The 6,459-nt window shown below is 66.0% G+C and carries 8 protein-coding genes; all 8 read right to left on the bottom strand.

Annotation, left to right across the window (positions count from 1 at the left end):
* Positions 1–1,031: YihY/virulence factor BrkB family protein (locus AC5RV2_RS13310; RefSeq protein ID WP_494092724.1), on the bottom strand; the 1,031-nt coding region annotated here is incomplete at its 3' end.
* Positions 1,006–1,605 (bottom strand): 2'-5' RNA ligase family protein, encoded by a 600-nt coding sequence (locus AC5RV2_RS13305; RefSeq protein ID WP_494092723.1) that lies wholly within the window; start codon positions 1,603–1,605, stop codon positions 1,006–1,008. The genes AC5RV2_RS13310 and AC5RV2_RS13305, both read right to left, overlap by 26 nt.
* A gap of 2 nt (positions 1,606–1,607) precedes the next feature.
* Positions 1,608–2,690 carry a tryptophan--tRNA ligase gene (trpS, locus tag AC5RV2_RS13300; RefSeq protein WP_494092722.1) on the bottom strand — a complete coding sequence of 361 codons (1,083 nt, stop codon included), beginning with the start codon at positions 2,688–2,690 and terminating at the stop codon, positions 1,608–1,610.
* Between the two features lie 11 nt (positions 2,691–2,701).
* On the bottom strand, positions 2,702–3,526 hold the full coding sequence (locus AC5RV2_RS13295; RefSeq protein ID WP_494092725.1) for an exodeoxyribonuclease III: 825 nt from the start codon (positions 3,524–3,526) through the stop codon (positions 2,702–2,704).
* A gap of 83 nt (positions 3,527–3,609) precedes the next feature.
* On the bottom strand, positions 3,610–4,137 hold the full coding sequence (locus AC5RV2_RS13290; protein WP_494092721.1) for a hypothetical protein: 528 nt from the start codon (positions 4,135–4,137) through the stop codon (positions 3,610–3,612).
* A 60-nt stretch (positions 4,138–4,197) separates the two neighbouring features.
* The gene (locus AC5RV2_RS13285) at positions 4,198–4,557 is read right to left on the bottom strand and encodes a VOC family protein (RefSeq protein WP_494092720.1); all 360 of its coding nucleotides are present in this window, start codon (positions 4,555–4,557) and stop codon (positions 4,198–4,200) included.
* Positions 4,558–4,704: 147 nt separating this feature from the next.
* Positions 4,705–5,538 (bottom strand): ABC transporter permease, encoded by an 834-nt coding sequence (locus tag AC5RV2_RS13280; protein WP_494068250.1) that lies wholly within the window; start codon positions 5,536–5,538, stop codon positions 4,705–4,707.
* On the bottom strand, positions 5,535–6,459 hold a 925-nt coding region (locus AC5RV2_RS13275), incomplete at its 5' end, for an ABC transporter permease (protein ID WP_494092719.1). The genes AC5RV2_RS13275 and AC5RV2_RS13280, both read right to left, overlap by 4 nt.

The raw sequence follows: 6,459 nt of genomic DNA, 5'->3' as shown, positions 1-6,459 counted from the left end.
GACCGGCTGTCCCGCCCGCCGGCCGCCTGCCTGGCCAGCGCGTCCGCCGTGCCGACCGCTCCCCAGGCGGTGGCGACCATGTAGACCTGGCTGAGCAGGTAGAACCACACGAACAGGCCCAGGATCACGGCGAAAGGAGCCAGCAGCCAGTTGCTGCCCACGTTGCCCAGCAGTGACGAGGAGAAGTACCTGAGCACGGTACTGCCGATACCGGCGAGCAAGGCGGACTGGAGCATCACCGTGCGCGGCATCCGGATGCCTGACGCCACGCGGAACAGGATCACGGCAACCGCCGTATCCAGCAGCAGCATGACCACGATGCCGGCGATCCGGGTCAGCGGCACCACGGCTGCGCCTTCGATGCCGAGCAATTCCACGATCAGGTCCAGCGCGGTATTGGCTATGGCGGCGACGAGCGTGGTCACGACCAAGGCAACGGCCACGATCAGCAGCGTGCCGGTATCCTTGAGCTTGACCAGGACGATGTTCGTTTGCAGCGGCGGCAGGTCGAAGATGCCGCGCATCCCCGTGCGCAGCCCCGCGATCCAGCCCAACGAGGTCCAGATCATGACGGCGGTGGAGATGATGAGGCTGACGCCGAAAGCCTCGCCCCGCGAGAAGAGATCTTGGGGTTTGGCCAGGCCTCCGTCCCCGGTGTCGATGAGTCCCGGGATGAACTCGTTCACCACCCGAACGATGGCCATCTGCAGGTCGCGGCTGCCGGCGGCCACCAGGCCGAGAATGGAAAAACCGGCCACCAGCATCGCCGCCACCGAAAAGAACATCTTGTAGGCACACCCGGCCGCCAGCAATGTCCCGTGCCTCCGGGCGTAGAGATTCATGACCCGCATCAGGCGCCAGGAGTTGATCTTCGCGAGCCTGTACTTGGCCGCGGCCATCAGGCTTTTCAGGGCGCCTTCTTCGCGCTTGGCGCGGCCTGCTTCCCGCCGCTGCCTGACGGCGGCGAGCAGCAGTTGCTGCCGTTCCAGCGGATCCGGCGTTGCCTCAGCCTGCTCCTGCGGGTCCGGCACCAAAGGTCAACTCTTCCCGTAGTATCCACACACCAGTCTCATCGTGCTCGTAGAGCCCCATGCTACTGACCCGGAATGCGGCGTCATAATCAGCGAGCTTGCTTTCGGCCGAGTCCATGCTGGCTTCGCTGACGTCGTGCGCGACCGTCACGTGCGGGTGGAAGCCGAACTCCAGGTCGCGTTCCAGCGGCCCGGACTGGAGTTTTTGGTGCAGCGCGACGCACTCGTCGAAGCCCTCGTCGATGTTCAGGTAGACCACGGGCGAAACCGGGCGGAAACTGCCTGTGCCGCGCAGGGAGAGGGTGAACGCGGACTGCGCACTGGCCACGGCCCGGACGTGCTGGACGGCGTCGTCCCAGTCCAGCACCGGAGTGGTGGTGACCAGGGTGATGTGCGGCGGTATCACCGAGGCCAGCGGGTCACCGAACGAGGCCCGCCAGCCCTGCAGCTCGCTGGCCATCGGCTCCGGGACCCCAATGACCACGCCGACGCAGCCGACCGCCGTCGGGGCACCGCGGCCAGCATCGCCGTCGTGCTCTACACGGGCGATGCTGTCCTGGTCCTGCTGGCGCATGGCTAGCGTTCGCCTCCGGGGGCCATGAAACCTACCTTGGAGTACACATCAGCGAGTGTAACCGATGCGATGGAACGGGCCTTTTGGGCCCCGCGCGCCAGCAGCCGGTCCAGTTCGGCCGGATCGTCCAGCAGCTCCTGGGCCCGCGCCTGCACCGGGGCGAGCGTTTCGACGACCACCTCGGCCAGATCGACCTTCAGATGACCGTACATCTTGCCCTGGTACTCCTGCTCCAGCTGCGAGACGGTCTTGCCCGTCAGCGTGGAGTAGATGGTGAGCAGATTGGAGATGCCCGGCTTGGCCTCACGGTCGAAGCGGATTTCCGTGCCGTCGTCGGTGACGGCCGACTTGATCTTCTTGGCGGCCTGCTTCGGGTTGTCGAGAATGTTGATCAGGCCGGCGGTCGACTCGGCCGACTTGGACATTTTCGCGGTGGGGTGCTGGAGATCGTAGATCTTCGCCCCCTCCTTGGGGATCACGGCTTCGGGCACCACGAACGTTTCCCCGAAGCGGTGGTTGAACCGCTGCGCGAGGTTCCGGGCCAGTTCCAGGTGCTGGCGCTGGTCCTCGCCAACGGGCACGCCGTAGGGGCGGTACAGCAGGATGTCCGCGGCCATCAGCACCGGGTAGGCGAACAGCCCCACGGTTGCGGCGTCGGTACCGTTCTTCTGCGTCTTGTCCTTGAATTGGGTCATCCGGGAGGCCTCGCCGAAGCCGGTCACGCAGTTCAGGACCCAGGCCAGCTCGGCGTGCTCCGGCACGTGGGACTGGACGAAGAGCGCCGTGCGGTCGACGTCGATGCCGCCGGCGATGTACTGCGCGCAGGTGACCCTGGTGCGGTGGGCCAGATCCTTCGGATCATAGTCCACCGTGATGGCGTGCAGGTCGGGGATGAAGTAGAAGGTTTCGTACTCGTCCTGCAGCTTGACCCAATTGACGAGTGCGCCCAGGTAGTTGCCCAGGTGCAAGGAGTCGGCGGACGGCTGCATGCCGGAGAGAAGCCTGGGACGCTCGGCCTGCGGCCGGCCCGCCTGCCCGGCGGCCAGCACGGCGGTGTCTGTGGGTTCTGTGGTTCCTGTGCTCATCGGGATGCTTCCTAGAACTGGTAGTCGACGACCAGCGGTGCGTGGTCGGAGAATCGGGCGTCGTAGGTGGCGGCACGGTCGACGGCGGCGGCCGTCGCGAGATCGGCCAGCGACGGGGTGGCCACCTGATAATCGATGCGCCAACCGGAGTCGTTGTCGAAGGCCTGGCCGCGCCAGGACCACCAGGTGTAGGGACCGCTGACAGCCCCGGCCAGCGACCGGTGCACATCGCGCCAACCGATCTCCTCGCCGAAGAAGCGGTCGAAGTAGGCCCGTTCCTCGGGCAGGAAGCCGGCGCGCTTGACGTTGCCCTTCCAGTTCTTAATGTCCAGCTCGGTGTGGCCCACGTTCAGGTCGCCGACGACCAGCGCGTAGTCCCGCTCGGCCTTCAGTTGCGGCAGCCGATGGCACATGGCGTCCAGGAAACGGTATTTGTCCACCTGCTTGGGGGTGTCGACCTCACCGGAATGGACGTAGGCGCTGACCACCGTCAGGGTCTTTTCGCCGTCCACGCCGTCCACGGCAAAGTCGGCCTCCACCCAGCGGCCTGCGGAGAGGAAGTATTCATCGCCGATGTGGCTGCGCGTGGCAGTCGGCTCAACGCGGGAGGCGATGGCAACACCGGCGCGGCCCTTGGCCTCGGCTTCGGCATGCAGGATGTGCCAGTCGCTGCCCAGCAGCTCACGTACTACCGCGTCCGGCGCCCGCACTTCCTGCAGGCACAGGATGTCCACGTCCCGGACGGCCAGCCAGTCGGCCATTCCGCGCTTGTAGGCGGCGCGGATGCCATTGACGTTGACGCTGGCGATCCGCAGTGTCTTGCCTGCCTGGATCAGTCCGCCGGCGGCGTCGCGGGAGGTGGTCGGTGCGGGGGAAACGGTTGCCAAAGTCACCCGACTACCTTACCCAACCCTTCAGTTCAGCCAACAACTGTGCCGCTGACCGTTCCGCCGCCGTCGTCCTTGCGGATCATGCTTCGCCCGTTGTGGGCGGTAATCTCTACCGTTTCCAGCGCCCGGTCCACCATGCCCTCGTCCTTGCCGCGGTAGTCGCGCATCACCTTGGCCTGCACCTGGATGATCTTGAAGCTGTGGTCCAGCTTTTCGTCCCGCACGGCGTTCGCCCTGGTGAGTTCTTCCTCAACGAGGGCGGTGCCGCCGCCGGGAGCGGGGTTGGCCCGCCCGGCGTAATCGGCCTGCACGTTGGCCAGCTTCTCCTTCGCCTTGCGGGTGGCACCGCGGACGCTGAACACCACGAAGGCGGCCAGGGCCAGCCATGCCAGCGACACTGCGACGACGATCCAGCCGATGACGTCGTTCTCATTGGCGGCAAAGATAACCGCGACCAGGAAGACAAGCACCAGCACTGCCAGGCTGATGTTGCCGGCCTTGAACGGCAGCTGGCGGGCGGTGGACGAAACGGAAGACTCGGGACCAATTGATCGCATGGGCCTATTCTCTCAAATCCACGCGCCTGCGTGCGCCGTGTCCGCCCACGGCTCAGCGCGCTACCACTGCACCAGGCAGAACGGGTGTCCGGCCGGGTCCAGGTACACCCTGAAGGTCTCGGTGCCCGAGTCCATGCTCGTGGCTCCCAGCTGGAGTACCAGTCCTTCGGCGATGTCCAGGTCACGGACCCTGACGTCAACATGCATCTGCTGGGGATGCTCCTGGCCCGGCCACTGGGGTGGCTCGTAATCCCGGACCTGCTGAAAGGCGATGGCCGGCCGGTCCGGGGCATCCCCGATGCTGATCCAGCCGTCGTCGTCCTGTTGGACCCGGATCATGCCCAGCAGCTCCTCGTAAAAGGCGGCCAGTACATCGCTGTCCGGACAATCGATGACCAGTGCCTGCCACTTGCCGATCATGTGCCAGCTCCTTAGTTGGTTCGGGCCTTAGGACGGTGTCTCCATCATTGATGCGCCGCAAGGGTGTGGCAAGGATAAGGCGGCCCCGCCGCACGTCAGATCCGCCTACCGCACGTCAGGCCTCCCCCGCCGCCCGCCAGCACGCGGTCAGTTCAGGAAGAGCTTGCGCAGCCTCCCGGTGGTCAGGATCAGCCCGAGCACGATCATGACCAGGAAGTACAGGACGTGGATCCACGTGGCGGCTGTGAAGGCGCCGACGCTGAGCTGGCGCAGCAGTTCCACGCCGTGCCAGAGCGGGAATGCCTGGATCAGCCACTGGATCGGCTCCGGGTAGACGCTGAGCGGGTAGAACGTCGCGGAGAACAGGAACATCGGGAGCATGATGAAGTTGATCCAGTCCATCTGCTGGAACGTTTTCATGTAGCTGGTGATCGCCATGCCGAAGGAAGCGAAGCCGAAGGCGACCACCACGGCTGCGGGGATCATCAACAGCGCCCAGGGCGAGGTGATCAACCCCATCGCCCCCATCACCGCGGTGAAGCCGGTGGCGTAGAGCGCTCCTCGCATCAGCGCCAGCAGGATCTCGCCGAGCGCCACGTCCAGCGGTCCCAGGGAGGTGTACAACATGCCTTCGTAGAGCTTGGCGAAGTTCAGTTTGAAGAAGACGTTCCAGGTGGAGTCGTACACCGCGCCGTTCATCGCCGAGACGGCCAGCAGCGCCGGCGCAATGTAGTTCGCATAACCGATCTCGGTTCCGCCGGGGCCGCTGATCGTGCCGATCAGCGAGCCCAGCCCGATCCCCATCGCCACCAGGTAGAGGACCGGCTCGACGAAGCCGCTGACCATGATCGCCCAGTTGGTTCCCCAGGTCGCCTTGACGCCGCGGGCGAAGACCGCTCGCACGTTGCCGGCATAGAGCGAGCCAAACGGGCGGCGCGCCGGCTCTAGCCGCGGCGGCTGCGGGAGAACGTGCTGGCTCATTTGCCCAGCCTCCTGATATAGATTCGGCGCGCGAAGACCCAGCCGGCCGCGCAGAGGACGGCAAGGTAGGCGACGTGCAGCACGGTCAGCCAAACCGGTTCAACATAGCCGTAGCTGAGCACCCGGCCCAGCTCCGTCGAATGCCACAGCGGCGAGATCCAGCCGATCCAGCGCACCACCAGCGGCATGGCCTCCAGCGGAAAGAACGTGCCGGAGAAGAGGAACAGCGGCATCACGATGAACCGCTGCACCAGCGCGAACTGGCCGCGGTCTTCTTCGATGCTGGCCGAGTACGCCATCAGCGGCAGCCCGAAGGCCATCCCGCCCAGGGCCGCCGTGATGACCATCAGCCAGGCGGTGGCCTCGGTCACCGCGCCGAAGATGACCAGGCAGAGGAAATACAAGCCGGTGGTCAGCAGCAGGCGGGCCAGCACGCCCAACGAGTGCCCGTTGACCAGTTGGTGGCTCTGCAGCGGCGAGGCGTTGGGACCGTAGTAGGTCTTGCGCCATCGGAACCCGGACATCACCGAGTACGTGTTCTCTTCGCTGGCCACCATGATCGCGGCGGTTGCCAGGAGGGCAGGCGCCACGAAGATCAGGTACGGCACGGACTGGCCGTTTCCGGCGTCGAGCGAGGCGTTGGTGTTGGCGTCCACCAACGTGGCGAGCCCCACGCCCATGGCAAACAGGTAAACCAGCGGCGTGCCGACCGCCGTCATCAAGACGGTCCAGCCGTAGCCGCGCAACTGCCGCAGCCAATGCTCCAGGAAGTAGATGGAACCGAAGTTCCGGGCGCGCTCGGCCGACTGCAGCGGGGTCAGCGGCGAGCGCAGGCCGGTGACCGGCCGCGTCAGTGCGTCGATTTCCCGCAGCGACAGCTGCTCCGGGGCGCGCGCATCGACCGAGCCCGCGGCGGCCGCG

The organism is Arthrobacter sp. Y3225116 (assembly GCF_059091245.1).
Note: the sequence above shows the minus strand (reverse complement) of the source record. Positions and strands in the feature narration are given on the sequence as shown.